Raw genomic sequence first — 25331 nt, 5'->3', positions numbered from 1 at the left:
TCAAACTCTTCTAGAAGCGGAAAGTGAGGTCGACGAGCAGACGCAGATCGGTCTCCCGATCACCGTCGTAGGGCCGGTTGATCACACTGAACAAACCGCCCACCTCGAACACGTCGTTCCAGGCATAACGCTGGCCGTAACCGAGCAACGCCATGCCGCCAGTGCCGTGATCACGCTGGCTGTAAGTACCCGCGCCAGCCTGGAATTGCTGGCTCCAGGACGTCTCATAGCGGTGGTAGAGCACGTGATTGACGTTGACCAGCGGCATCACGCTGAAGTCGGATTTTGGGTTGAAGTACGGCACGTCATCGGACTTCGAGTTATGGCTGGTGCCGACTTCCAGGCCTGCATCGACCTGCAGGTTCGGCGCGCTGTAGATGCCCTCGCGACCGGTCAGCAAAGCCTCGACGCGGTTGTTGCCGTCGCTGAAGTGCGACGGGCTGACCGACAGGCGCCACTCGCGACTTTCGTTGCCGCGCCAGCGGATGAAACCGCTGCCGCCGTTGGCCTTGATGTCGCTGTTGAGCGCGCGCAGCGGTGTTTCAGCCGAGAGGTATTGGAGGCTGCCGCCATACTGCCAGTGATCGTTGATGTCACGGGCGATTGCCAGCCGCGCGCCCTGTTTGTCACCGTAGCCATAATCGTGATTGGAGACTTCGGCTTCGAGGGTCATGTCGCGGGTGCGCCGCTCCAGGCCAACGCGCTGGAAACGGTGGTGGCCGGTACCTTCGGTAAAGTCGCCGGTGGCATAGCCGACCCCGGCAAACACCCGCCAGTCTTCATCAATCGGCGGGCTGTAAAGGGTGCTCTGAATACCGAAGTCGCGGCTGCCGCTGACGGCGCCAGCGTCGCTGTCGCCACCGCCGTTGGCCTTGCCGCCGTAGGCTTCGACGCGCAGCTCGGACATGTCGTGGACTTCGCGCTCGCGGGCCAGACGCTGAACCTGGCGGTTATCCGGATTCCGCGCGACGACATCGTCGGTCAGCGCATCCATTTGCCGCCATTCCTGCAGTTCCATCGCCGTGCGCGCCTGGGCAATTTCCAGGCCCATGTCGCGCGGCACTATGCTCTCGGTTTCCTTGAGCTGCATTTCTGCGCGGCGCGGCCAGTTGCGAGCCAGGTACAGATCGGCTTGGGCCAGACGCAAGCCGATGTTGCCCGGCGCCTGATCGACCAGCGTCTGCAAACGCTCTTCACCGTGCGGTAAATCGGAGCCGTAAGTGCCGGCCTGCGCAGCGAGTTGCTGGGCGTCCATCCACTCATCGTTAGGATTGCCGATTGGCAAGCCCTTTAGCTCGATGCGCGGACGCTGGGATTTGGCCAGGTCTTCGGCGACCTTGCGCGCTTCATCGGCGCGGTCGCTTTCGAGCAGCGAGTAGTACAGCGCCGCGCTGTCTTCGAGGCGATCACCGACATCGGCGTCCGACGCCGAAAGCACCTGACGGTAGAGGTCAGTGGCGATTTCCGGCTCGCGCTGATCGAGGTAAGACGACGCGACCCAGCGCAGGGCGTAAGTCGGAATCTTCACGCCTTCGGCTTGCAGTTTCTGGTATTCACTGATGACGTCGGCGGTGCGCGCCCGGGCCTTGAGCGCGCCCATGCGGTCGATGCGCCAGCGGGTCACGTCGTCATGGGCAGTGGCATCCGGCGCCCAGGTGGCGAGCAATTTGTCGTAGTCGGCCAGCGCGCGGTCAGCGATGACGTAGCGCTCTTTTTCGCTGCGAGTGGCGAGTTCGGCGAGGCGCACGCGTTCGGCGGCCAGATCGCCTTCGAGGCGGCGCCGGGTCACCGGATCGATCAGGCCCGGACGTTGATTGGCCAGACGCAGCGCCGGTTCCGGCAGACGCGCCTTTTGCAGGGCGACCACGTATTCGCTGGCGACTTCGGGTTTGCTGCCGGCGCGTTTGAAGGCTTGATCGTATTCGAACAGCGCGTCGTATTGCTTGCCGGCACGGGTCAGCGCGTAGCCCAGCGCGAGACGGCGAGAAGGATCATCGGGTTTGGCTGCGACCAGCGCCTTGGCGCGAGTCACCGCTTCGTCGGGCTTGCCGGCATCGGCCTGGGTCAAGGCCAGACCGAGTTGCAGATCGGCGTTGTCCGGCTCCAGCGCCAGGGCCTTGTTGTACACCCGAGTGGCCTGATCCCAGCGTTTGAGGTTGCGATAGGCGCGAGCGGTGGCGGTCAGCGCCTGCACCGGCAGCACACGGTCGCGACCCTGGGTTTCATAGACCTGCACCACTTCGGCGTCGAGGCCCGCCCAACTGGCGATTTGCATGTGATCGCTGATCTGCCCGTTGGTTGACTGCCCCGGCGGGACCTGACGCAAGACCGTCAGCGCAGGCGTGTACTGCCCGGCACGGGCGTCGCGCACCATCTGATCATAGGGTGTATCGGCGAGCGCCAGTGCCGGCCAGAGCAACTGGCTGCACAGCGCAACACGAAACAAAGGGCGTAAACCACGATGCAGTACAGGAACATCAATACGCGGCATTCGTCAGCATCCTTACATGGCCAGCCGGGTCGCGATGCCCTCCTTGCCCATTCGTAACGGTGGCCGCCCATGCACATCCAACGGCCAAGCTTAGTCAGGCAGTCTTGCACGCAGACGTCGACCAATCCTCAGAACACAATAATTGTTCAGATTCCCGAGAACGGCTCAGCCGGAGGACCGAAACCCGAACGCCAGACAGCAAAACGCCCGGCGTCTGTTCAGCAGAGGCCGGGCGTTGCTATTAACGACGCAGAATTACTGCACTTGCGTGACGCCTGCGAACTTGCTCATCAGGAAGCTGACGAACTGCTCGACGGTCATCTTCTGGCCGTTGAATTCGACCTGATTGGCGGCGTAATGCAGCTTGGTCACCACGTTGGTGCCCTCGACAACTGCCAACTGCGAACCGACTGCCATGCCTGCGAACATGTCAGCCGCTTCTTTTGACTGATCGACGATGGCTTTCGCATCGGTCTGACCATCGAGTTGCGCCTGCACGCTAAGCAGATCGACCAGCATTGGCTTGGACACCTGGATATTGAGGTCAAGCAGTGCGATCAATTGTTTGCCCAGTTGATCCGGCGGCAGATCCATCGATTGCGGCTTGGTCAGGTCGATGACCAGGTTGGCGCGGCTCTCACCGTTGGCGGTATTGAACGAGAGGTTTTCCAGGGCAATCTGCGGGCCGGCCGCCAGGAGTTTTTGCAGGTCGGCTTTGACTTGCGCACTTTCCGCTTCGGTGAGGTTCAGCTCTGGCGCTGGCAGACCTTGAGCGGCGGCCTCGGCAGCGGCTTTCTCGTATGGCTGCAGTTTGGTCTGGTAGATCTGCATCAGCGACATCGTCGACGGAATGTCGAGATTTTTCAGGCTCATGGCCATGTTCGCCGAGCCGATTTTCTTGTCGTTAAGGCTGATTTCGCCAATCTTGTAGTCAGCACGACCGGACGCATTGCTGCCGCTTTCTTCGGTGAGGTTCTTCATTTCGAATTTCTTCACACCCAGCACCGATTGCTTGGGCCCGAAGGTGGTTTTGCTGTCGGTCAGCTCCAGAGTGTTTTCGCCGGTGTAGTAGCCGTAGCTGCTTTTGGCGAGGTTGCTGGCCAGGGTCAGGCCTTTGAGCTCGACCTGCACCGGCGCCTGATCTTCAGCCACCGTGACCAGTTTCAGGTTGTCCATGTAACCGTTGGCTTTGACCTTTTGCGCCTGGGCACTGGCGGAGATGTCCATGGTCAGGCCAGAAAACTTCAGGCTCGATTGTTCGTCCAGTGCGGTTTCAAACGGCAGCAGTTCGAGGGAGCTGGTGGTGGATTCGTCGTAGCCGATGCTGGTCACGCCCTTGAGCGGCGCGGCGCCATTGGTGGCGGCGAACCATTTTTCGGTGGCCGGGCTCTTTTCCAGTTCGTAGTTGCTGGTGGCCATGACCGGCAGCCACTTCAGCGATACCAGACGCGAGAACGGCAGCGGGCCGTGTTCGATGTGATCGACGAAGAGCAATTCGACCGGCTTGTCGCCAAACATCTCGCCTTCGCCCTTGAGGCGGTAGTGCGCGGTGCTGGTGAAGGTGTGACGTTCCAGCGACACCAGTTCCAGCGACGCGGTGCCGTTGGAGCCGGCCATGGCGGTTTGCAGCTCTTTGTTGGCGTTGCTGACGGCGTTGTTCAGCACGCCTTCGATTTTGGTCCCGGTGTACCAGGCCCCGCCTGCGCTGATCGCGCCGATGGCAACAACAATTCCGAGGAGCACGCCTGCTGATTTATTCATGAATGACCTGATCGATTTCCGTGGCTGTGAGTGTGGTCGTCTTCCCTGAACCCGTGACCGGGTCGCGGCTCGACTCCGCTGAAATTAGCGGTGGAGATTAGCACTGGGCGCGGGTGGTGGCCCAATGTTTAAAGGTTAAAGAGTGTCTATGGGGAGAGTGGACAGTGGGCGGGCATTGAGAGTTTCGCTGTTGATGTAGCCGCCTTCGCGAGCAAGCCCGCTCCCACAGGGACAACGCCGTACCTGTGGGAGCGGGCTTGCTCGCGAAGCGGCCAGATGATTCAAACGCCATTCATGAATACTGAACCTCGATCTCATCGAGCTGATGATCAAAGCTTTTGAGCCGCGCAGTCCAGGTGTACACCAGCACTTCAAAATCCCGATCGATCACCGCCCCGCCCGGCCCGTCAGCGCGCGGATCGCAGAAATCCAGTTGGTAGCGCTCGCGGGCCATGGCCGTGGCGACATCGGACAATTCACGGGCATTGTTGAGCCAGTGCCAGCCCTCGTCGGCGATCTGCTTGTCGAGCTCCAGGCACTGCTTTTTCAGCGCCTCGAGGCTTTTTTCCAGCGGCGTGCCGGTGAGTTCGCCCATGACCTCAGCGAACGTGCGCCCCGGCTGCCAGTAGCTGCCCCAGAAATACCGGTCGAACACGGTTTCGACCCGGCGCAGGGCGACTTTGGTGTCCCAGATCAGCACCAGGGTCTTGCCCTGTTCAAGCTGCCGTTTCTTGACCCGCTGCACTTGCACCGACGCCCAGGCCACCACAACGATTGCCATGACCGCGATCAGCGCGACGGCGCTGTCGAGGAAGATCATGGCCTTGTCGATCTGATGGGCCAGCATGATGCCGTAGAAATAGGTGGCCGACAGCAGCACCAGTGCGACCAGGGCGCACCAGAAGCCGAGAGCGTAAGGGTTTTTCATTATTGGTTTCCCCTAGACCAGCGCTAGCAATGTGCGCTGGAAGGGTGCTTTGCACGGGGCGCCCTTCCAACACTTCAAAGCATAGCAACGGCCTCAGGGTTTGCCGGGGCTTGCAGCGTGCGTTCGTCCGCTTTCCCAACCGCCGCCCAGGGCGAGGAACAAATCGATCTGGCTCATCGCAACCTGGGTATTGGCGGCGGCCAGTTGCGCGGTGACGTCGGTGTAGGTGCGGGTCGCTTGCAGGTCCGCCAGGAATGACTCGCGGCCGGCCTGGAAGAAGCGGTGGGTCTGGTCGGCAGCGAGTTTCGCCGACTGCTCGGCATCAGCCAGCGCATCACGGCGTTGCAGCAGCGCGCTGTACTGCGCCAGACCGGTCTGGGTTTCGCGAATGGCGTTGAGCACCACGCCGTCGAAATGCGCCAGGGCGCCCTGGGTCGTCGCTTCCGCTTCGCGAATGCGTGCACGGGCGCCGTTGGTCGGTACTTTCCAGCTCAGCGACGGACCGAAGCCCCAGCGGTTGGTCGACGGATCACCGAGGTCATCAAGAATACCGACGGTGCCGATGGTCGCGCCTATGCTGATGTCCGGGTACAGCTCGCCGGTGGCGATACCGATTCCGGCAGTTGCGGCGGCCAGACGGCGTTCGGCCTGGCGAATGTCCGGGCGACGCTTGAGCAGCGCGGCACCGTCACCGACCGGCACCAATTGAGCGATTTTCGGCAGTTCATCGCACGTGGCGGTGCCTGCCGGCAACTGATCGACCGGTTTCGCCAGCAGCATCGACAGCCGGAACAACCCGGCCTGACGCGCGGCTTCATAGCGCGGCATCTCGGCGCGCAGGGATTTGAATTGGGTTTGCGAACGGGTGACCTGGGTTTCATCGCCACGACCGGCGTCGCGCAGACGCTGAATCAACGTGGTGCCTTGGGATTGCAGGTCGAGGGAATGCTGGGCGATTTCCCGTTCTTCGTTGGCTGCGCAGACCTGGGTGTAAGCGCGCACCACATCTGCCACCAAGGTGATCCGTGCGGTATCCGCTGCAGCTTGGGTCGCGTCGGCATTGGCCTTGGCGCCTTCGATGCCACGCTGCAAGGTGCCCCACAGATCGAACTGATACGAGGCGCTGATGCCGATATCGCCGATGTTGGCGACCGGGACTTTTTCCGGCAACAGGAAGGCCTGACCGGACTCCTGCAACCGCTGGGCGCCCATTTTCACCCCGCCGCTCCAGCCACCGGCCGCTTCGGCCTCATCGACCTGCGCACGGGCCCGCTGCAAATTGGCAGCGGCGACGCGCAGATCGGTGTTGGAAGCCATGGCCTGCTGCACCAGTTGATCGAGGCGCGGATCTTTATACAGCCGCCACCAATCCGCCGGCACGGGTGCCGACACCACCGGTTTGCCCGCGACGGCCAGCTCACCCTGAAAATCCTTGCGTTGCACGGCCGCGTTTTCTGGCACGTGATAGTCCGGCCCGACCATCTGACAGGCCGACAGCATCACGCCCAACCCGGCGATCATCAGCGCCCTGCTCATTGCGCAGGCTCCTGTTTACGTTCGTCGCGTGGCTGATCGTCGATGATCGAAACGGTCGCGGTACGCCCGGCGATCATGCGGAAATCTTCCGGCACGTCATCAAAGGCAATTCGTACCGGAATCCGCTGCGCCAGCCGCACCCAGCTGAACGCCGGGTTGACGTTCGGCAGCAGGTTGCTGCCGCTGGTGCGGTCGCGGTCTTCGATACCGGCGACGATGCTTTCGACATGCCCGCGCAATTTCGCACGGTCGCCGATCACCCGGATATCCACCGACTGACCGACATGAATGCCGTCGAGTTTGGTTTCTTCGAAATAGCCGTCGATGTGAAAGGAGTTGCTGTCGACGACTGACAACACCGGACGCCCGGCGGTGACGAATTCCTGCGGACGCGGCGCGCGGTCGTTGACGTAGCCGTCCACCGGACTGCGAATCACCGAGCGGTCGAGGTTGAGCTGGGCACTGTCCACAGCGACCATGGCTTCGGCCAGTGCCGATTGCGCGCGGGCGACCTTCGACTGGCTTTCTTCCAGTTGCTCGGCGGGCACGAGGTTGCCGAGGCCACGGTTACGCTTGGCTTCACGCTGGGCCTGGGCGAGGGTTTCTTCGCGGTCGGCGACAGCCGCTTTGGCCTGACGCAGTGCCAGTTTGAAGCGATCCTGGTCGATACTGAACAGCACCTGGCCGCGCTTGATCAACTGGTTGTCTTTCACTTCAACCTGCTGGATCAGACCGGACACGTCCGGGGCGATCTGGATGATGTCGGCGCGAATGTGGCCGTCACGGGTCCACGGCGCGAACATGTAATACATCACCATGCGCCAGACGAGGACAACGGCAAAAGTCACGATCAGCAGGGTCAGTACCACGCGACCGATGGTCAAAAACGGTTTTTTCATGTCATCAGGTATCGACTGAGTGAGTCCACGCCGTACAGCAGCACGGCGTAGAGGGCCACGTTGAACAATGCCCGGTGCCAGACCAGACGGTAAAAGTGCAGACGCGTAAGCACGGCATGCACCAACAAAAACAGCACATAAGTGATGCCCATCAACACCAGCAGCGTCGGCAGGAAAATGCCGCTGATGTCCAGATCACCGATCATAGGGGCGCTCCATCAGGCAGCGGTTCTTCGGGCTCGGCGCTGGAGACGAATTCGACGCCGGGCAACAGCGCCAGACGCAACCCGCTCAAGGCGTGCAACAGGTTCAGCCGGGTTTCATCATCGCCCTGGCCATTGAGCGCGCGACGGGTGCGATCCATGGTCATGAGTAGCGGGGCTGGCGCCGGCAAGCGTTCGCCAGCCTTGAGACAGGCGCGAAAATACTCGCCGACCTCACTGACCACTTGCTGCAACAGCGCGTTCGGCACGCCGCTTGTTCGTGGGGTGTAGGCGAGCAAATCGAGCAGGTTCAAGCCGACACGCACTTCGCGCATGGCGATGCCGGTGTCCTGGCCCGTCAGGGCAAGGCGCGGCAGGTGCTGCATCAAACGGTCGAGCAATTGCACCCCCAGTTTGCGGTGCTCGGCGAGGTTGGCCGGTTCGGTCATGTGGACGATGTCTTTCCAGCTGAAGCGGGTCAGGCGCTTGGCCGCCAGTTCAGCACCGAAGGGGCGTGCCACCAGCGTCCAGATGAAGGCGAACAACAGACCAATCGGCCCCGCGAGGTTGGAGTTCACGAAGGCGAAAAAGTCCGCGTCGTAAGCGCCTTGAATACTGATGAACGACGAGGTGTTGACCAGCGTCAGCAGCATGCCGAGGTAGAAACGCGGCTGCACCGTCAGGGTGCCGACGCAGATGAACGGGATCGAAAACGCCAGCACCAGCATCGGAAAATCGTGCAGGTTGGGCAGGATCAAAAACAGATAAAGACTGGCGAACAGCACCGACATCCCGGTCCAGAAAAAGAACCGGTAAATCTGCGGCGCCGGGTCGTCCATCGAGGCGAAGAAGCTGCACGCCACCGCTGCCAGAATCACCGCGCTGCCGCCGTCCGGCCAGCCGAGCAGAATCCACAGCACCGAGGCGGTGATGATCGCCAGAATCGTCGAGGCCACCGAATACAGCATCAGCCCACGATCAATGAACGGTGTCAGGCGACCCAGTCGCCAGTGGCGATATACCGCGCGCCAGTTATCCTGGCGGTCACAGAGAATGGCGTCTTGCAGGCTGCGGCAGTCTTGCCACAAATCGATGAATTCGCCCAGACGATAGATCGAATTGGAGAACAGCAGTTGCTTGCGATCTTCCAGCGCTTCGGCGCTCGGTTGCAAGGCTTGGAGCTGATCTTTCAACGCTTGCCACCGCTCGAGATCGGCGTCCTGATGAGCGAGCCATTCGCGGGTCGCGACCAGCAGCGGCTCGAACTTTTCCACCAGCTCCGGCGTGCGCCGTTCAAGGGCGTAGAGCGAGTCTTCCAGTGCATCGATGACCGGTAGCAGATGAATCATGCGCCCGCGCAGCTCTTTGGTGTTGCGCACGGTTTGCGGCCGCGCGCCTTCGTGGGGCAGTTGGCCGATCATCAGCTCAAGGCTGTTGAAGTTGGCGACCATGGCCATGCGCAGCGCGGTGACCTGTTCGGGCTGCACGTCGCGGCTGAGGAATTTCAGGCTGTAAGTGGTGGCGTCGGCGAACCACTTGCCCACGGCATCGTTGAACACCGGCGCCAGACGGCGCGGCCAGAACATCGCGCCGACCACGGCAGCGACAGCGATGCCGAGAAAGATTTCCTCCGTCCGCGCTTCCGCCACGTCCCACACCGCCAGCGGGTTATCGACTACCGGCAAGGCAATCAGCGGCAAGGTGTAGCCGGCGAGCATCAGCGCATAGCTGTTGGCGGTGCGCAAATGCAGGGACATGAACAGCAAAATCCCCGTCCACAAGGCAATCACCACCACCAGCACATACGGGCTCTGCACGAACATCGGCACGAAAAAAACCGCCGCTGCCGCGCCGAGGAAAGTGCCGATGGCACGGTACAACGCCTTGGAACTGGTCGGGCCGAGAAAGGGGCTGGAGACGATATACACCGTGGCCATCGCCCAATACGGACGCGGCATTTGCATGAGCAAGGCGATGTACAGCGCGATCATCGACGCTGCAAAAGTACGAATCCCGTAGAACCAGTCACGGGCCGGCGGAATGCCTGAGAAAAAACCGTTCAAGAATTGACCACCACAGGCGGATTGGCCGCCTCAAAAGCTCTGAGTACCCGAAGCGTAGCTTCCAGATCGCTTTGCTCGATGCCTTCGAGCACCTCATGACGCAAGCGCACCAGTTCGATCTCGACCGCGTGTACGAGTTCGCGACCCGTGTCGGTCAGGCTCAGGCACTTGGCCCGGCGATCCTGGGCATCCTCGGTACGGCAGACATAACCTGAATGGCACAACTGATCGAGCAGACGCACCAGCGACGGACTTTCCATTCCGGCCGCCTGCGCCACCTGCACCTGCCGCACACCCTCGCCCAGACGCCCGATCATCAAGAGCGGCACGGCGCAGGCTTCGGAGATTCCATAGTTGACCAGCGTGGTCTGGCAGATCTTCCGCCAATGCCTGGCGGCCACCACCATGGCACTGCTGATGTTCATCTGGAGAGCGTCGAGTTCGTTCGGCACGAGAAAATGCACACTGTTAGTTTGCTAACTATCAATATCGCATTGGCGGGGAATTTCAGTCAAGTTTTGAAACAAATTGCCCCGCTGGTCGGCGGCACAAGCGGAAGCTTTATCAGGCAGGTAGACGATTTACATACGCGCTCGACATGGATCGCCGCTTCACCGAGGCGGCTTGGCGCCTGGATCATCGTGCTGGTTCATACGGCAAGGGCCTGGCCTTTCGCAAAGTCGCATTACCCCGCCCGCCCCCTGCGCAACATCACATTCAGCTGATCCACCACCTCCGCCCAATCGGCGTCTTCCAGAATCTCGTCGCGTAAAAATTGCGCCTGGCTCTTCGACCAGAAAAATGCATCCGCCAAGTGCAGCTCGGGTTTGAGCGGGGAATGGGTAGCGATGAATTGGTCGATGCTGACCGGGTCGTTGTCCAGGCCGAGTTGTTTGAACAGGGCTGGGAGGGTGTGGGTTGGTTGTTCCATGCTGAGTTCCTTCAAAAACGGGGGTGTTTGGGAGATTATTCGCGCCTGAATCCGTGTGGGAGCGGGCTTGCTCGCGAAAGCGCCGGTGCTGACAGCACAGCCCCTAATGACTCAACTCCCGCACCGGGGCATGCGGCACCATTTTCAGAAACTCGGGCATGCTCATGTGCAGCAGATAGCTGTGGTTGCCATGTCTTTTGAGTCTAGTTCGGCGAAGTGCCGGCGCAGGGAATTCCGCTCACTGGACACGTCCGCTCACTGATCAGAATTCAGCCAGCGCCACTGCCAAGTCAGAGGTCGAGGCTCCGTTTCAGGGCCTCATGAAGCAAACGCTGTGGCGGTCAGACGAAGTTTTTCCAGTGCCTCGTAAGACGCTTGCGTGCACCTCTGCACGTGCATTTGCAGCAGCGCCGATGCCTCGCGCCGCTTGTCTTCGCTGTCGGCAATGAATGTTTGCGAAGGCTGTTTCGCATGCTGCACGGTCGCGGTAAAAACCTGCCTGCGCTGTTCATCGTTCAAGTGGAAAAACCTTGCCAACCGCCCGGCCATCGCCTCGGGCAACTCGCTGTAATTGACCGGTAAACCGCCCGAGTCACGGCAATGCACCGCACCCGCCTCAAGCAATCGTCCCAAACGCCTGGCAATAAAGTCTTCGCGCCCCTCGAACGGCAAACCATCCTCCAGCGCACATTCGCCGAGCATCCCAGGCACCATGTGCATGCCTGATCGACGCAGGTGGGAAACGGCAATTTCCAACGGGTTGCGATAGAGAAACAGCCACGGCGTATCCGGGAAACAGTCCTGTAGCAGGGGCCACTCACCGATGTTCCAGGCGTCGAGTTTGATCACCAGGCGCTTTTCCACACCGCGCCGGCGCTGACCGTAGGCCGAAAGCAATCCGATAATGGCGGCCCGGCGTTCGGCGGCGGGTAAATCGCTGCGCAACAAGGCGTCCAGCGGCGGCGGCTCGGACACGACGATGTGATCGTCAAGTCGGGCGAGCATTTGGCTGAGCAATGTCGAACCGCAGCGCGAGGCATGCAGAATAAAAGCACTCGGCGCGACTCCGAAGCTTTGCGCTTGCCATTCACTCAGCGCCGCCAACGGCGTCTGCCGCCGAAATGCCTGATTGAACGGCAGCCGCAATGCCTCCTCGACCGTCTCGCGAAAAAACGGCTGATGCAGCGGCGCGTCACCGAACCAGCACCAATCCACCTGCCACTGTCCGTCAACCGGCCAGACACGAATCGGCAGCCAGCCTTCGAGATTCAAACGCTCCATTGCTCATTCCATTGCCGGCGACCCTCGCGCATCGCTGCACGCACTTCTTCGCGGGAGAACAACAAACCACGTTCAGCGCCCAGTTCCAGCGACCGGGTGATGAACAGGTCGGGATCGTGCAGCGCGCGAAGGACAAGAGAGAGCGAAACATCTTCAGCCACCAGCCTCTGAAAGCGCTGCAACGGCGTATCGGCCAAACCGGGCTCGGGGGTGGAGTGCAAGCCTTCGTTGATGACCTGCTCAAGCCAGGCACCGGGGCGGCAATCGAGCACCAGATGGACTCGCGCCGAGGTATCACGGTTATCCACACGATGTCGCCGGGCGAGATCAAGAAACCAGCATTCCCCGACCTGCATGGGCATGCGCTGGCCGTCGAGCCAGAAGTCGACGTTCGGCGGGCTGAGCAATGGAATGTGCAAACGCCGGTCGGCCTGTGGGCCATCAAGGTCGTAATCGCGGTGCTCGTGAATTTTTCCGCCAGGCCCGAGGCGCAGCAATCGTGCACTGACGATATCCACGGAGAGATTGCGCAGCCCTTTTTGCCAGCGCTCATCACGCAGCCAAGGGCCACGCGGCACCGGCTCACCGCGTCCCGGGGACAGCTCGGTCAGCGTATCGGCTGCCGAAACAAGCGCCACCCCGCTCCAGTCGCCGGAAAAATAATCAGCATTGAAATGACCACGCCAAGCGTCGTCGGCAATCGCTGCCAGCGCCTGTAACAGCAAGGGCAGATCCACGTTCACCGGCAATCGCGAATACGCGGGGCGGGTCATGTCTTGGGCAACACCGGGGATTCACCGAGCACACCGGTCAGCAGGATCGCCGCACCACGATGACCATTGCGGGCCTCGCGTTGCGTGCGGCTGATGCTGGCGTGCGGCGCCAGCACATCACTGGGCCGGGGCATGGGCGACTACAGGCACAGAGATATCCCCCGCCGCCCAGGCTGACTCGCGGTTGGCCAGCGCCGTGGCAATCGACTCCACCTCGGTGGACTGCACTTGGTCCGGCAGTGGATCGAGGCCGGCACTGGCAAAGATCTGCCCGTAGGCGTTGCGCAGGTCGGCGTAAGACAGATCACGGCGCAGATCCGCTTGCAGGTTGTTCAACTCACCCTGAATCAGCTCCAGCTCACCGATGCCGGCAGCCTGATGACGATTACGCAACTGACCGACGATTTGCCCGTCGATGTCCGACAGTTGCTGATTGGTCTTGAACTGACGCAGGGCTTCCTGATAGTTGGCGTTGGCGACATACAGCTGCGCCAGCACCGCAATCGACATCGCCTGACGCCGCGCGGTGGCGACTTCTTCGCCGGCCTTGGCGACATTGATCGCTGCCGGGGCGGAGATCACGTTGAACAGGTTCCAGGTGATTTTCACCCCGTAATCGGCCCAACCCTGTTCGACGAGGAACGAGTTGCTGTCGTAGTGCCCGCCAGCGGAAAACTCCAGGCCCGGCAACAGGCGCAACATGGCTTTGCGGGTTTCGGCGGCGCTGATACGCGTCTGGTAATCCTGTTCGCGCAGCTCCGGGCGGCTGGTCAGGGCTTCCTGCTCCAGTTTCGCCAGATCGACCTTGAGCTCGGGAATCTGATAACCGTCATCGGTTGCCAATGTCAGTTGAGTGCCCAGTGGCAAGTTGATCAGCGTTGCCAGTTCGGTTTTCGCCAGTGACAGGGCACGGCGTTGCTCTTCCAGTTGCCGGGTGGCTTCGATCAGCGAACGCTGGTAACCGAGCGATTGCACCGGGTCGCCAATGCGTTGATCGCTGAGGGTCTGGCTGTTGTCCCGGGCGGTCTGCACCCGCGCCATCAGGCTGTCGATCTGCTTGAGCAGACGTTCGGCGGCCATCGCCCGCCAATAAGCCGAACGCACGTCCTGGACGATGGTGTTGATCACCTTGCGCCGGCGTTCCTGGACGATCAGGCGCTGGTCGCCCTGTTGCTTGGCGCTGATGTAGCTGACACCGAAGTCGAGGACGTTCCAGACCATGGTCAGGTCGGCGACGTCGCGGTCGCGGTCCTGGGAAGTCGACGGCTCCAACGATTGAGTGCCGGTGCGCACGCTCTGGCTGCTGGAAGCGTTGACGTTGTTACGCCCGACGTAACCGGCGTCCAGCGCCATGCGCGGCAGCATGTCGAAACTGGCGAGGTCGAGCTGCCGCTTGGCCAGCGCTTCCTCCATGATTTTCAAGCGACCTTCGAGGTTGTATTTCACCGCGCGGGCCATGGCCTGGTGCAGGGTGAGCGGGCCGCGCAGCGGTTCCTGATCCTTGTACATGCCTTGCAGGTCGGACCTGGCCCGCTGTTCACTGACGCTGCGTTCTATCGGATCACTGGTCACCGCACACCCGCTGATCGCCAGCGCCAGCAGGCTGGCGCCGAACAACTTCTGACTTCTTTTCATCCCTGGATCGCCCCTAGGTACCGCACAGTGTTGAGTTTTTGTGTGTTCAGGCCGGAATTTCGCTGATGCCGACCTGCTGCAGAGCCGCCGCCAGGTTGTCCACCCGGTGCTGCTCGGTGTCTTTGATGTCTTGCAATTGCTGGCCTAAGGTCGGTGCGCCAAACACGCCGCGCAAACCCTGGGAAATATCGCCGGCCTTGAGCGACTGACTGCCAAAGGCGTTCAGCGTATCGCGTTGCGCAGCACTGTCCTGATTGAACAGGCTGGCCAGGTTGCTGCTGGCAAACACACCGCCATCACCGCCGCCGAAACCGAGGAAACCATGGCCGGCCCCGTCGCCGCTGCTGTCACTGCTGGCGAACACCTGGGCGATGAAACTCGGGCTCAGGGCGCCGCGGTTGATGAAAATGTCGCCGACCGGACGAATACCGTTGCCGAGCACCCGTTGCTCGAACAGCGGGGCAAACGTCAGCGGCGAGCCGAGATCACCGGTCGGTGCCGTGAAAATGATCGGCTGCAGCGGCACATTCAGCGGCAATGCCGGCACCACGGGGTCGCTGCTGCGAATCAGTGGATCGGGGATCACGACACTGGTCGGTGTGGTCGGTGTGGTCGGCGGAATGACCGGTGGCACGGTGTTGATCGCGTAATTGTTGGAACTGCTGACGCCGCTGCCACTGTTGCCGTAAGCATCGCTGACGCCCGCGCTGTTGACGCTGATCGCGTTGCTTGCGCTGTTGACGTTGGCGGTCGGCGTCAGGGTGGCGGTCCAGGTCTTGCCGCCATCGTTACTGCTCAGATTGGACAAGGTGCCGTTGGCAACATTGATGTCAGACAGATCGAAGCCGATCACGGCTTCGTTGAAGGTGATGGTCACCTGAGAGGTCTGGCCGACGCCAATGTTCGGGTTGGCAATCACCACCGTCGCGGTGGGCCGCTCGCTGTCCAGCGCATAGTTGTTCGACACCGCCACGGTGCTGCCGACGTTGCCGGCCAGATCGGTAACGTTGCGGGTGTCGAGCGCGATGAAGTTGCTCGGGTCGGTGACACTGGCGGTCGGCGTGAAGCTCGCCGTCCAGGTCTTGCCGCCGTCGCTGCTGCTCAGGTTGCTCAAATCGCCGTTGGTCACGCTCAGGTCAGACAGATCGAAGTTGCTCACCGCCTCGCTGAAAGTGAACGTCACCGTGGTGGTCTGGCCGATGCCCAGATTCGGGTTGGCGACCACGATGCTCACCGTCGGCCGGGTCGCATCAAGGGCGTAGTTGTTGGAAATCGCGATGCTCGCGCCAAGGTTGCCGGACAGATCCTGCACACCGGCGGTATCGATCACGATCAGGTTGGTGGTGTCGTTGACGTTGGCGGTCGGCGTCAGGATTGCCGTCCAGGTGACGCCGCCGTCGTTGCTGCTGAGGCTCGACAGCGTGCCGTTGGCTACGCTGATGTCCGACAGGTCGAAACCGCTGACCGCTTCACTGAAGGTGATGGTCACGATGCTGGTTTCGCCGATGCCCAGACGATTGTCGGCGACCACGATGCTCGCAGTCGGCAACGTGGTGTCGATGGCGAAGTTATTCGAGTCGGTGGTGCCCACGCCGCTGTTGCCCGATGCGTTGGCCACGCCGCTGTTGTCGAGGGTGATCAGGTTGCTGGTGTCGGTGATGTTGGCGGTGGGCGTCAACGTCGCCGTCCAGGTGATCCCGCCATCACTGGAGCTGAGGTTGCTAAGGGTGCCATTGGCGATGGTCAGGTCAGCGTTGGTGAAGCCCAAGACCGCCTCGCTGAAGGTGATGGTCACCGTCGAGGTTTCCCCGGCCTTGAGCGAGGTATCCGCGACGACGATGGTCGCCGTCGGCACTTCGGTCTGCACCGCGTAGTTGGCCGAATTGGTGGTGCCGGTGCCGGCATTACCCGCCAGATCGGCGATGCCGCTGTTATTGAGGACGATCAGGTTGGTGGCATCGGTGACGCCAATGGTCGGGGTAAAGGTTGCCGTCCAGGTGATGCCGCCATCGCTCGACGTGACGTTGCTGAGGGTGCCATTGGCCACGCTCAGGTCGGCATTGTCGAAGCCGCTGACGGCTTCACTGAAGGTAATGGTCACGGTCGCCGTTTCACCCGGACGCAGATCGTTGTCACTGATGACGATGGTGGCCGTCGGGCGCTGACTGTCGATCACGTAATTGTTCGAATCGGTGGTGCCGCTGCCGGTGTTGCCGGCGACGTCGGTGATGCCGGTGTTGTCCAGAGTGATGATGTTGCTGGTGTCAGTGACGCCCGCCGAAGGGGTAAAGGTCGCGGTGTAGGTAATGTTGTCCGAGGTGCTCAGCCCGGACAGCGTGCCGTTGGCCACGGTCAGATCGGCGAGGGTAAAACCGCTCACCGCCTCGCTGAAGGTAATGGTGACGGTGGTGGTCTGACCGACGCCCAGCGCGGCGTCGGCGACCACGATGCTCGCGGTCGGACGCTGGGTATCGATGGCGTAATTGTTGGAAACGGAGGTGCCAACGCCGGCGTTGCCGGAACCGTTTTGTACGCCGCTGTTGTCGAGGGTGATCAGGTTGCTCGCGTCGGTGATGTTGCTGGTCGGGGTGAAGGTCGCCGTCCAGGTGATACCGCCATCGCTGCTGGACACTGCGCTGAGGGTGCCGTTGGCAACGGTCAGGTCGGCGTTGTTGAAACCATTCACCGCCTCAGAGAAGGTAATGGTTACCAACGACGTTTCACCGATGGCCAGGCTGTTGTCAGCGACGACGATCGTGGCATTGGGGGCAACCGTGTCAATGGTGAAGTTGCCGGAGTTAGTCGTGCCCGTGCCGGCGTTCCCGGCAAGGTCTGCGATCCCGGTGTTGGCCAGGGTAATGATGTTGCTGGTGTCCTGGATGCCGGCGGTCGGGGTGAAGGTCGCCGTCCAGGTGATGCCACCATCCGCGCTGCTCAATGTGGTGAGCGTACCGTTGGGGACTGTCAGGTCGGCGTTGGTGAAACCGGTCACGGCCTCGGAGAAGGTAATGGTCACCAGCGAGGTTTCGCCAGCGCTCAGTGCGGCATCGGCGAACACGATGGTCGCGGTCGGACGCTGAGTGTCGATTGCATAATTGTTGGAATCGGTGGTGCCCGTCCCGGCGTTGCCCGACGCATCGGCCACGCCGGTGTTGTCGAGCGTAATCAGGTTGCTGGCATCGGTGACGTTGCTGGTCGGGGTGAAGGTCGCCGTCCAGGTGATACCGCCATCGCTGCTGGACACCGCGCTGAGGGTGCCGTTGGCAATGCTCAGGTCGGCGTTGGTGAAACCGGTCACGGCCTCGGAGAAGGTAATGGTCACCAGCGAGGTTTCGCCGATTCTCAAGGCCGTGTCGGCGACCACGATGGTCGCGCTCGGGCGCTGGGTGTCGATGGCGTAATTGTTGGAATCGGTGGTGCCCGCGCCAGCGTTGCCCGACGCATCGGCCACGCCGGTATTGTCGAGGGTGATCAGGTTGCTGGCGTCGCTGATGTTGCTGGTCGGAGTGAACGTCGCCGTCCAGGTAATGCCGCCGTCGGCGCTGCTGACTGCGCTGAGCGTGCCGTTGGCGATGGTCAGGTCGGCGTTGGTGAAACCGGTCACGGCCTCGGAGAAGGTAATGGTCACCAGCGAGGTTTCGCCGATTCTCAAGGCCGTGTCGGCGACCACGATGGTCGCGCTCGGGCGCTGGGTGTCGATGGCGTAATTGTTGGAATCGGTGGTGCCCGTCCCGCCGTTACCCGCCAGATCGGCCACGCCGGTATTGTCGAGGGTGATCAGGTTGCTGGCGTCGCTGATGTTGCTGGTCGGGGTGAACGTCGCCGTCCAGGTAATGCCGCCGTCGGCGCTGCTGACTGCGCTGAGCGTGCCGTTGGCGATGGTCAGGTCGGCGTTGGTGAAACCGCTCACGGCTTCGCTGAAGGTAATGGTCACCAATGACGTTTCGCCGACTCTCAAGGCAGTGTCGGCGACTACGATGCTCGCGGTCGGACGCACGGTGTCGATGGCGTAATTGACCGAGTCGGTAGTGCCACTGCCCGCATTGCCAGCCAGATCGGCGATGCCGGTATTGTCGAGAGTGATCAGGTTGCTGGCATCGGTAATGCTGGCGGTGGGGGTGAAGGTCGCCGTCCAGGTAATACCGCCATCAGCGCTGGAAACGCTGGACAGTGTGCCGTTGGCAATCGTCAGGTCGGCGTTGGTGAAACCGACCACCGCTTCGCTGAAGGTGATCGTCACCAACGAGGTATCGCCGATTTTCAGGGCGGTGTCGGCCATGACAATGGTCGCCGTCGGACGCTGGGTGTCGATCGCGTAATTGTTCGAGTTGGTGGTGCCTACGCCCGCCACGCTGTCGGACACGGCCGTCACCCCGGTGTTGTCGAGGGTGATCAGGTTGGTGGTGTCGGTAAGGTTGTTGGTCGGCGTGAAGGTCGCCGTCCAGGTAATCCCGCCGTCAGCACTGGACACTGCGGTCAACGTGCCGTTGGCAATGGTCAGGTCGGCGTTGGTGAAACCGCTGACCGCACGGCTGAACGTGATGGTCACCAGCGACGTTTCACCGATGCGCAGGGACGTATCGGCAACCACGATGCTGGCGGTCGGTGGTTCGACATAGGCGGTGTTGAGGGTGCCGCCATTATTGAAGATCCCCACCAGCGCACCCGGCGTGGTGCCGGTCGAACCGCCGCTGGACAGACCACCACTGCCGCTGGCCGCGGCGTTGCCGCTGATGGCGGCAAAGTTGCTCGCGGTGATCAGCACCACGCCGCCGTTGTTCCAGATCGCGCCGACGCCACGACCGCCGGCACCGCCATCGGCGCCGTTGCTGCCGACACCACCGCCACCACCGCCGCCGCCACCGGCGGCAATGTTGTTGCTGATGACCGAGGTGCCAATGACTTTCAGGGTGCCGCTCGACGCGTTGTAGATACCGCCCGCCGCGTTGCCGCCAACGCCGCCGACCTTGTCCCAACCGGAACCGCCACCACCACCGCCGATGGACAGTGACCCATTGGTGGCCGAACCACCGCTGCCGCCCTGACTGTAACCGGCACCGGCACTGCCGCCATTGCCGCCCGCGCCACCGGTGCTGGTGCCACCGCGCCCGCCCATGTCGGTCGGGCTGTAACCGCCGCCATAGCCGCCGGCATTGGCACTGCCTGCGCCGCCGGCATACGTGCCGGTGCCCGGGCCCGACGTGCCGCCGTGGCCACCGTTCTGGCCGCCGATACCACCACCACCGCCACCGCCACCGCCAACATAGCCAACGGTCACACCACCACCGCCGCCACCGCCAGAGGCCGCGTTGGCGGTGACGCTCACGTTGTTCAGGGTCAGAATCCCGGCGTTGAAAATCCCGCCGCCCATGGCTCCTGCCGCCGCCGAGCCGCCATTCCCGCCGTTACCTGCCACCAGACCTTTGGTGATCACCAGACCGTCGAGGGTCACGGTGCTGCCGGAAGTGACTTCCACGACGCGGGTCTTGTACTGGCCATCGAGGGTCACGTCGGCCACGCCGTCGTTGTTCAGGTCGCCATCGACGGTGATGCTTTTGTTGATCAGCAGCTCGGAGGTGAGCTGGATGGTCATGCCGGAATTAAAGGTGACAATGTCGCCGTTCTGCGCCGAAGCCAGCGCCGCGCGTAACGATCCGACGCCGCTGTTGAGGTTGTTGGTCGCCGTCCAGGTGGCCAGGCCCCACTGGTATTCGCTCATGGCGCTTGTCGACAGCACGTTGGCGCTTTCGATGGTGCCGGTGGCAATCTCCAGATCCCAGTCGCCACCGACGCCGGTACGGTTGTTCGAGGCCGCCACGTCACGACCCGTCAGTTGCGCCAGCGAGTCGACGAAGCTCAGACCGCGATCCCCTTCGGCGGTGTAGCAGCCGTAGATCAGGATGTCGCCGCCGGCATTCATGTCCTTGCCGATTTCCGCCAGGACCGCACTGCGCTGCGCGACGTTGTCGGCGGACAGATAGCTGTCGCCCAGCCACAAATCGCCGGCATTACCGTGGGCAATGATCTGCACAGAACTGACGCCGTGATGCTGATCAAGGTAGTCGGCGATCTGTTGCAGGCCATCCTTGGTCGCGTCGAGTTTGACCACTTGGGTGCCGGGGGCGACGCCCTGGAGCAGGCTGTCGGCATCCTTTACGCGCGAGTCGACAAACACCACGCTCTGGCCCGGCACCGCCACCGGGCTGGTGGCTGGCGTGGCATCGGCCTGGCCGTGGGTGTCCTTGCTGGCGACCGGGTGATCGGCCGCTGGTGCCTTGGCAGCATCCGCCGTGGCATGACTGTCCGCCTGCGCAGCAGTATCGGCCACGGTGGCGGCCACCGCGCCGTCGAACAGCATGCGCGGTTCCAGCGACATGATCATCGGCGACGCCAGCGAGCGCTGACCCTCACCGGACCGTGACTTGACCTTCGCACCGCCAAAAAGAGACCACCACATGTTGCTCACCCGAATTCGAACGACTGTACGTGACGCATCAATAAAAAACGCCGCGATCAATTGATCGCGGCGTCGGACTTCATACGAATGACATTGGCGGCGCTGGCGGAGCCATCGAGCCAGAAGGACAGATCGGCGTATTGCTTGAACAGGTCCGGCGGCAGGATCGTGCGGCGTGACTGCAGCGCGACCTTCGGCTTGACCTTGTGCAGGCCGGCAAGGCCCAGGCTTTGGTCGAACTCAGGGGCGTCGTAGGCCAGATGGTCGAAATCGTGCTCGAACCACGGCTCGCCGATGAAATCGTAGACCAGCCGCATGACCCGCTCCGGAGCCTGGGTCAGCAGGTCGTAATCGACGATCAGCAAAGAATCGGCGTGTTCGCCGTAATAGGCTTCCTTGAGCGCCGCCCAGGCAAAACCCACCAGGCGATTGCGCTGGGCCAGGGTTTCGCAGCGGCTGTACACCGTGTTGCGCTCGGCGGCATCGCCAAACAGCTTGGTATTTTCATAAGGATTGGCGCGGTACAGCCGTTCGAGGCTGTCCATCACCCAGGCGACGTTGCGCACACAGGCAATGACTTTGGCGTTGGGAAACAGGTCGTTGAGCGCCGGCAGGCGTGAGCTCCACTGGCGGTTGGTGTCGAACACCACCGGTTTGTCGGCCTTGTCGGCGTAGCAGGATTCGAACAGACCGCGCAGCAGACGGCGGCGCATGGCCGTGTCGATCACCGCGCCATATTCGCTGCCGGCGCTGCATTGCTCCAGAACGCTGGAAAACAAGGAACCGACCGGGCTGGTCATGCCGGCGTGAAAACGCGGATTCTGCAAAAGGATTGCAGAAAGCAGGGTCGAACCTGCGCGCGGCAGGCCTGAGATAAAGTGGAACTGCTGCAATCCCTTCACCGTAGTCGGAAGTCCTTTTGTCCGAAGAAGCGTAGTCCAACAGTAACCCTGCGACTAGTAGTGTTTTGATATCAACTAAGAGCAAAAAGAACTAAATAGCTAATCTTTTATCGCGAATTTGTAGGTGAAACGTTTTTCTTGCGATACAACCGGATCAACCCTCGGTCTGGGCACGAATAATCGCGCCTGCACGCCGCCCGCATGGATTTCTGCGCTGGCCTTCCACGTTGCGGGCAACGGCTGGAATTCCCCGGGCTCATCGAACGCTCCGACCAGCCACACCCGCGCATTGCCGGTGAGTTCGCTGAGACTGTCGAGGTACACGTCGCCGCTCACCAGAGTGCCGAATCCGTATTCGTTCGGGCGGGTCGAACGGCCGTCCGCAGCGGGCGGAGTAAACAGGCGCACAGGGGCGCCGGTGCGGTCGTAGTAGACGTAACTCAGGTACCAAAGCATGTCGCTGGTGACGATGCGGTCACCGGACTGGTAGTGCTGGTTGACGTAGTTCACCACGCGGTCGAATTGGTCGTTGCTGTCGACCGTGGCGTTGTTGTTCACCCCCACCAGTTCAACCCCGACCAGCAATACCAGCACCGCCAGCGCCAACACCCGCATGCGGCTGTACAAACGGTCGATGGCCAGCGCCGCCAGCAGCGGCAGGCCCAGCGCATAAGCGGTCAGGTAGCGTTCGATGAACACCGGGGTCATGAACGACACGGCAAACACCAGCAACAACGGTAATCCGGTATACAACGCCAGCAGGACACTGCCGCGCGACACGCTGCGATCTCGGATCAGCGCCACCGCCGCCAGCCCCAGCAAACCCAGCGGCAAAGCGCCGAACAGCAACACCGGCAGATGTTCGCCCTCCTCCTGAATCATCCAGGTCCAGATCATCGCGGGCAGCGAGCCCAGCGTCGCCGGGTCTTCCCAGCCGACATCGCCGCCAGCCCTGAGTTGCTCCATGTGCTGCATCAGGTCCAGCAATTGCGGTAGCCACGGCAGGTACATTGCAACCATCGCCAGGTTTGCCAGCCACCAGCCAGGGCGCTGGATATGCCGGAAGCGATAACCGCGCTGCACCCGGATCACTCCCAGGTAAATCCAGTGACACAGCGCCGCCAGCACGGCGAAGTAATGGGTGTAGAGCGCCGCCGTCATCAACAGCGCATACCCCACCAGATAACCATGACGCTGCGGGTGTCTGATCCAGTAGACCAGCGCCAGTGTCGCGGCGATCAGCAGCAGGCCGAGCAGCGAATACATGCGCACTTCCTGGCTGTAGCGCACCGCTGTCGGCAGCAGCGCCAACAGCAGCCCGGCGATCATCGCGGCGCGGCGGGTGGCCAGGCGATCCACCAGCCAGATGCCCAACCCGACGGCAGCAATACCGGTCAGAACGCTGAGGCAACGCACGGCAAAAATTCCGTCGCCGAACAATTCGATCCAGCCGTGGAGCAGCATGAAGTACAGCGGCGGATGCACATCGAATGCGGCGTGATCCCAGATCTGCGCCAGTGAATAGCGCGCCAGCAGCACGCTGGAGCCCTCATCGCCCCAGATCGCCGCAGCGGTCAGGTCGTAGAACCTGACCGCTGCGGCCAGCAGCATGATGGGCAGCAGCCAGTGTTCCCGGGCCCAGCGGATCAATCGCAGGCTGCCAAACGACGAGCCCGGCGTCGCATGCGGGTCCTGTGTGTCACCCACCGGCGTAACTCTGTTGACCGCCATTGCTTCCTCTCGCCGCACCACGACAGCGCGCTTCTATGAGTCAGAACGTGCCAGTCACTTTAGGTCAGCCACGGGAGAACCGTCGATGCCGATTTGCGCTTGCACGACACTCGGCAACCTTGCCAATCCGCGTCTACGCTTGGGCGTGGCGTGACCTGGCCACGGAGTGCCAAGGCAATAGCAGCAGCCTGAACCTACTAGCGGCCCGCCGACAACCAATCAGAAGGATGAGGATTTTATGGAAGTTTTTTTGGGTACTGTTCAGATGTTTGCCTTCAACTTTGCGCCCAGAGGCTGGTCGTTGTGCAACGGTCAACTCATCGGCGTCAGCCAGAATCAGGCCTTGTTTGCATTGCTGGGTACGTTTTATGGGGGTAATGGCTCGACCACGTTCGCGCTACCCAACCTGCAAAGCCGCATGCCGATCTGCCAGGGCAGTGGCGCAGGCCTGACGCCACGGGTCATGGGGGAAGTCTCCGGCAACGAACAAGTGACTGCGACGATCAACAACCTGCCAAACCACACCCACGCCCTCGCCGGCCTCACGGCCACCACCACCGTGCAACTGGCTAACCCGGCAAGCAATCCAGCCGGCGCGCCGACCGCCACCAACGCCTATATCGGCGCTTCGGGTACCGGCCCGGGTCTGGCGAATATCTTTTCCGATGCTCAAGGCGCTTCGCCCGTTCCCCTCAAAGGGGCAGCAACCAGCATCAGCGGGACAATCACAGCCACCGGCAACGGCCTGCCATTGCCGGTCATGAACCCGTATCTGGTGCTCAACTTCAGCATCGCGCTGGAAGGCATCTTCCCATCGCGTAACTGACCCACCACCGGGGGGCCCTCCCCCCGGCTCCTTTGATTGCTGGAGCGAAACCATGCTGCAAGCGGTTCAAAGCCGACATTTCCGCGCCCTGTCGGGACGGATTGGCACACTGCACCTGCCCGACGGCAGTGCGCTGCAAATACACATCGGTGAACTTGAAGAGAATCCCAAGGCGAAGATGCGCTACAGCGAGCGCATGCCCTTCAGCGTCGAATTGAGCAGCCTGGAGCCCACCGAGTTTGTCGACGGTTTGTGTGCACTGGAGTTACCGGAACTGGGGCGGGTCGACGGCATCTTCGTATCGCGGGTGCCACCGATGGGCCGGGATGCGCGGCTGGGCTACTTCCACATCGTGTTCAACTGACCGCCTCCCCTGCAGGAGCTGCCGCAGGCTGCTCCTGCACAGGGATTATCGGGGGTACCAGACCAATCGTTCTGCTGCCGGGTTGCTCTCTTCGACGGCAAAACCCAACGCCAGGTAATGCCGGCGCGCATGGGGATTGCTGTTCCACACCACCGTCGCCACCGGGCAGCGAATCTGTTGCGCGGCTTTCTGTACGCCTTGCAGCACCGCGCGACCAAAACCCTTGCCGCGTGCCTGCGGGATGAACGCCAGATACAACACGCGAATCTCGTTAGTGCCAAAGTCAGTACTCAACGCGCCAATGGCAGTGCCGAGTTTTTCCACCACGTAATGCATGGCGTTGGGAAAATTCTCGCCCATGCCTTGTTCCTGCACCTGAAACTGCTGGGCGACGACTTGCTGCACCTGTTCCTGCTCGCCGTCGATCCATTGCAGGTCCGGGCGCGCCATCTGATACAGGCTGTGCAGAAATGGCCCGTCCGTGGCCCGCGAAGGCCGCACCACCAATCCCTCTGCCGCCACTGCTGCGTTGTCCGTCATCGTGCTCTCC

General features: G+C 61.9%; 18 protein-coding genes and 2 pseudogenes. 2 read left to right on the top strand and 18 right to left on the bottom strand.

Features of this window, described 5'->3' with window-relative positions; translation table 11 throughout:
- Positions 1 to 10: 10 nt before the first annotated feature.
- The 17 genes and pseudogenes from pgaA to AACY19_RS03340 form a co-directional block, all read right to left on the bottom strand.
- On the bottom strand, positions 11 to 2491 hold the full coding sequence (gene pgaA, locus AACY19_RS03415) for a poly-beta-1,6 N-acetyl-D-glucosamine export porin PgaA (RefSeq protein ID WP_339447956.1): 2481 nt from the start codon (positions 2489 to 2491) through the stop codon (positions 11 to 13).
- 255 nt (positions 2492 to 2746) lie between these two features.
- The gene (locus AACY19_RS03410) at positions 2747 to 4252 is read right to left on the bottom strand and encodes a YdgA family protein (RefSeq protein WP_339447954.1); all 1506 of its coding nucleotides are present in this window, start codon (positions 4250 to 4252) and stop codon (positions 2747 to 2749) included.
- Positions 4253 to 4544: 292 nt separating this feature from the next.
- Positions 4545 to 5180 carry an NADH:ubiquinone oxidoreductase subunit N gene (locus tag AACY19_RS03405; protein ID WP_339447952.1) on the bottom strand — a complete coding sequence of 212 codons (636 nt, stop codon included), beginning with the start codon at positions 5178 to 5180 and terminating at the stop codon, positions 4545 to 4547.
- A gap of 93 nt (positions 5181 to 5273) precedes the next feature.
- Entirely contained in the window at positions 5274 to 6716 is a 1443-nt protein-coding gene (locus AACY19_RS03400) for an efflux transporter outer membrane subunit (protein ID WP_339447950.1), read from the bottom strand.
- Positions 6713 to 7615 (bottom strand): HlyD family secretion protein, encoded by a 903-nt coding sequence (locus AACY19_RS03395; protein ID WP_339447948.1) that lies wholly within the window; start codon positions 7613 to 7615, stop codon positions 6713 to 6715. Before AACY19_RS03395 ends, AACY19_RS03400 begins: the two co-directional genes overlap by 4 nt.
- The gene (locus AACY19_RS03390; RefSeq protein WP_236430529.1) at positions 7612 to 7821 is read right to left on the bottom strand and encodes a DUF1656 domain-containing protein; all 210 of its coding nucleotides are present in this window, start codon (positions 7819 to 7821) and stop codon (positions 7612 to 7614) included. The genes AACY19_RS03395 and AACY19_RS03390 overlap by 4 nt, the downstream gene beginning before the upstream one ends.
- Positions 7818 to 9881, bottom strand: a complete 2064-nt coding sequence (locus tag AACY19_RS03385) for an FUSC family protein (RefSeq protein ID WP_339447944.1) — start codon at positions 9879 to 9881, stop codon at positions 7818 to 7820. Before AACY19_RS03385 ends, AACY19_RS03390 begins: the two co-directional genes overlap by 4 nt.
- Complete coding sequence (locus AACY19_RS03380; RefSeq protein ID WP_339447942.1) at positions 9878 to 10306, bottom strand: MarR family winged helix-turn-helix transcriptional regulator; 429 nt, start codon at positions 10304 to 10306, stop codon at positions 9878 to 9880. Before AACY19_RS03380 ends, AACY19_RS03385 begins: the two co-directional genes overlap by 4 nt.
- Before the next feature lie 260 nt (positions 10307 to 10566).
- Entirely contained in the window at positions 10567 to 10812 is a 246-nt protein-coding gene (locus AACY19_RS03375; RefSeq protein ID WP_339447940.1) for a DUF2789 domain-containing protein, read from the bottom strand.
- A gap of 103 nt (positions 10813 to 10915) precedes the next feature.
- Positions 10916 to 11002: pseudogene (locus AACY19_RS27810) on the bottom strand (aminoacyl-tRNA deacylase); the annotation flags it as partial.
- Between the two features lie 128 nt (positions 11003 to 11130).
- Positions 11131 to 12093, bottom strand: coding sequence for a sulfotransferase family protein (locus tag AACY19_RS03370; protein WP_339447938.1), 963 nt, complete (start codon positions 12091 to 12093; stop codon positions 11131 to 11133).
- Entirely contained in the window at positions 12081 to 12866 is a 786-nt protein-coding gene (locus AACY19_RS03365) for an aspartyl/asparaginyl beta-hydroxylase domain-containing protein (RefSeq protein ID WP_339447936.1), read from the bottom strand. The genes AACY19_RS03370 and AACY19_RS03365 overlap by 13 nt, the downstream gene beginning before the upstream one ends.
- A 29-nt stretch (positions 12867 to 12895) precedes the next feature.
- Positions 12896 to 13000, bottom strand: a pseudogene (locus AACY19_RS03360) (adenylyl-sulfate kinase); the annotation flags it as partial.
- Positions 12984 to 14501, bottom strand: coding sequence for a TolC family protein (locus AACY19_RS03355; protein WP_339447934.1), 1518 nt, complete (start codon positions 14499 to 14501; stop codon positions 12984 to 12986). The gene AACY19_RS03355 and the pseudogene AACY19_RS03360, both read right to left, overlap by 17 nt.
- 46 nt (positions 14502 to 14547) lie before the next feature.
- Positions 14548 to 20958: an Ig-like domain-containing protein gene (locus tag AACY19_RS03350; protein ID WP_339447932.1), complete on the bottom strand. Its 6411-nt coding sequence runs from the start codon at positions 20956 to 20958 to the stop codon at positions 14548 to 14550.
- A gap of 56 nt (positions 20959 to 21014) precedes the next feature.
- Positions 21015 to 21860 (bottom strand): sulfotransferase family protein, encoded by an 846-nt coding sequence (locus AACY19_RS03345; protein WP_339447930.1) that lies wholly within the window; start codon positions 21858 to 21860, stop codon positions 21015 to 21017.
- Between the two features lie 99 nt (positions 21861 to 21959).
- A complete protein-coding gene (locus AACY19_RS03340) occupies positions 21960 to 23591 on the bottom strand; it encodes a glycosyltransferase family 39 protein (protein ID WP_339447928.1) in 1632 nt (543 codons plus the stop codon).
- Positions 23592 to 23829: 238 nt separating this feature from the next.
- On the opposite strand from AACY19_RS03340, the gene AACY19_RS03335 reads away from it, so the two are divergent.
- Positions 23830 to 24417: a phage tail protein gene (locus AACY19_RS03335; RefSeq protein WP_339447926.1), complete on the top strand. Its 588-nt coding sequence runs from the start codon at positions 23830 to 23832 to the stop codon at positions 24415 to 24417.
- A gap of 52 nt (positions 24418 to 24469) precedes the next feature.
- A complete protein-coding gene (locus AACY19_RS03330) occupies positions 24470 to 24781 on the top strand; it encodes a DUF6916 family protein (protein ID WP_339447924.1) in 312 nt (103 codons plus the stop codon).
- Positions 24782 to 24826: 45 nt separating this feature from the next.
- On the opposite strand, the gene AACY19_RS03325 is transcribed toward AACY19_RS03330, so the two are convergent.
- Positions 24827 to 25321: a GNAT family N-acetyltransferase gene (locus AACY19_RS03325; RefSeq protein ID WP_339447922.1), complete on the bottom strand. Its 495-nt coding sequence runs from the start codon at positions 25319 to 25321 to the stop codon at positions 24827 to 24829.
- Positions 25322 to 25331 lie beyond the last annotated feature (10 nt).

Origin of the sequence: Pseudomonas sp. EA_5y_Pfl2_R50, from assembly GCF_963970475.1 — a bacterium.
In the GTDB taxonomy this organism is placed as follows: Bacteria; Pseudomonadota; Gammaproteobacteria; order Pseudomonadales; family Pseudomonadaceae; genus Aquipseudomonas.
Note: the sequence above shows the minus strand (reverse complement) of the source record. Positions and strands in the feature narration are given on the sequence as shown.

What these genes read in the sequence shown, in the direction of transcription:
- AACY19_RS03380 (WP_339447942.1), bottom strand. Translation starts at nt 10,306, where the DNA reads ATGAACATCAGCAGTGCCATGGTGGTGGCCGCCAGGCATTGGCGGAAG.
- AACY19_RS03355 (WP_339447934.1), bottom strand. Translation starts at nt 14,501, where the DNA reads ATGAAAAGAAGTCAGAAGTTGTTCGGCGCCAGCCTGCTGGCGCTGGCG.
- pgaA (WP_339447956.1), bottom strand. Translation starts at nt 2,491, where the DNA reads ATGCCGCGTATTGATGTTCCTGTACTGCATCGTGGTTTACGCCCTTTG.
- AACY19_RS03405 (WP_339447952.1), bottom strand. Translation starts at nt 5,180, where the DNA reads ATGAAAAACCCTTACGCTCTCGGCTTCTGGTGCGCCCTGGTCGCACTG.
- AACY19_RS03325 (WP_339447922.1), bottom strand. Translation starts at nt 25,321, where the DNA reads ATGACGGACAACGCAGCAGTGGCGGCAGAGGGATTGGTGGTGCGGCCT.
- AACY19_RS03365 (WP_339447936.1), bottom strand. Translation starts at nt 12,866, where the DNA reads ATGACCCGCCCCGCGTATTCGCGATTGCCGGTGAACGTGGATCTGCCC.
- AACY19_RS03340 (WP_339447928.1), bottom strand. Translation starts at nt 23,591, where the DNA reads ATGGCGGTCAACAGAGTTACGCCGGTGGGTGACACACAGGACCCGCAT.
- AACY19_RS03335 (WP_339447926.1), top strand. Translation starts at nt 23,830, where the DNA reads ATGGAAGTTTTTTTGGGTACTGTTCAGATGTTTGCCTTCAACTTTGCG.
- AACY19_RS03330 (WP_339447924.1), top strand. Translation starts at nt 24,470, where the DNA reads ATGCTGCAAGCGGTTCAAAGCCGACATTTCCGCGCCCTGTCGGGACGG.
- AACY19_RS03400 (WP_339447950.1), bottom strand. Translation starts at nt 6,716, where the DNA reads ATGAGCAGGGCGCTGATGATCGCCGGGTTGGGCGTGATGCTGTCGGCC.
- AACY19_RS03370 (WP_339447938.1), bottom strand. Translation starts at nt 12,093, where the DNA reads ATGGAGCGTTTGAATCTCGAAGGCTGGCTGCCGATTCGTGTCTGGCCG.
- AACY19_RS03350 (WP_339447932.1), bottom strand. Translation starts at nt 20,958, where the DNA reads ATGTGGTGGTCTCTTTTTGGCGGTGCGAAGGTCAAGTCACGGTCCGGT.
- AACY19_RS03375 (WP_339447940.1), bottom strand. Translation starts at nt 10,812, where the DNA reads ATGGAACAACCAACCCACACCCTCCCAGCCCTGTTCAAACAACTCGGC.
- AACY19_RS03410 (WP_339447954.1), bottom strand. Translation starts at nt 4,252, where the DNA reads ATGAATAAATCAGCAGGCGTGCTCCTCGGAATTGTTGTTGCCATCGGC.
- AACY19_RS03390 (WP_236430529.1), bottom strand. Translation starts at nt 7,821, where the DNA reads ATGATCGGTGATCTGGACATCAGCGGCATTTTCCTGCCGACGCTGCTG.
- AACY19_RS03395 (WP_339447948.1), bottom strand. Translation starts at nt 7,615, where the DNA reads ATGAAAAAACCGTTTTTGACCATCGGTCGCGTGGTACTGACCCTGCTG.